We start from the raw sequence: 1,012 nt of genomic DNA, 5'->3' as shown, positions 1-1,012 counted from the left end.
CGACCGCAACGCGTAAGCGCCCTACCGGCAGGCTCGTGCTCTGACGCACAACACGCGGCATACGAAAAGGAGATACATGCACACCATCGAGTACGAAGCGAAGGTGCTGGGGATCGATCCGGATGCCATGGCCGAGCGCATCAAGGTGGCTGGCGGAAGCTTCCAGGGCGAGCGACTTATGCGCCGCTACGTGTACGACACGGTCCCCGCGGTGAGCGGGCGCTGGGTGCGCCTGCGGGACTCCGGCGGCGCAGTGACCCTGTGCGTGAAGACGATCAGCTCGGACGCGATCGACGGCACCCGGGAGACCGAGACAACGGTCGGCTCGTTCGAGGACACGCACGCGCTGCTCGGGCTCATGGGGCTCACGCACCGCAGCTACCAGGAGAACCGGCGCTCGTCCTGGCTGTTGGACGGTGGGCGGCTGGAGATCGACGAATGGCCGCGTATCCCGCCCTATCTGGAGATCGAGGGCGACACCGAGGAACAGGTGTGGGCGACCGCCGAATGCCTCTCCATCCCTCGATCCGACCTGACCAGCGAGAACACGACGAAGGTGTTCGCGCGGTACGGAATCGACCTCGACTCGATCAGCGAACTCCGATTCGCCTAGACCTCTCTACTGCACGTCGGCGGGGTCACCAGGCCCCGCCGGCTAGGAGGCGGCTATGACCGACACTGACACGAACGCCTTACCGATCACGGTAGTGCCGGACCGGACCCTGCGCGTCAAGATCATTGATGCCTGCGGACTCGCCTGCACCTTCTGTCACAACGAAGGCACCCCGGTCACGACGGACAACCTCGGCCGCGAGGCCGCCCAGTTCAGCGGGACGGCCGGCCGCTCCGGTCGGGTCTCGATCTACCTCTCAACGAACAGTGCAAGCTTCCTGCCGGAGCGGATCAAGGCCGATTCCGACTTTGCCTTGGCCCTGGCGGCAGTGCGCGGCAGCCTCCCGACGACCGAGGTTCACTTCACGGGCGGGGAGCCAACTCTGCACCCGGAGTTGCC

At 65.9% G+C, this 1,012-nt stretch carries 1 protein-coding gene and 1 pseudogene; both read left to right on the top strand.

Going from position 1 to position 1,012, the window contains the following annotated elements; translation table 11 throughout:
• Positions 1-76 precede the first annotated feature (76 nt).
• A complete protein-coding gene (locus AB0I03_RS27235; protein WP_102924065.1) occupies positions 77-613 on the top strand; it encodes a CYTH domain-containing protein in 537 nt (178 codons plus the stop codon).
• 55 nt (positions 614-668) lie between these two features.
• Positions 669-1,012 (top strand): annotated as a pseudogene (locus AB0I03_RS27230) (radical SAM protein); the annotation flags it as partial.

The sequence above is a fragment of the Glycomyces sp. NPDC021274 genome (assembly GCF_040641195.1).
In the GTDB taxonomy this organism is placed as follows: Bacteria; Actinomycetota; Actinomycetes; order Mycobacteriales; family Micromonosporaceae; genus Glycomyces.
This window is presented reverse-complemented; position numbering and strand designations above follow the sequence as displayed.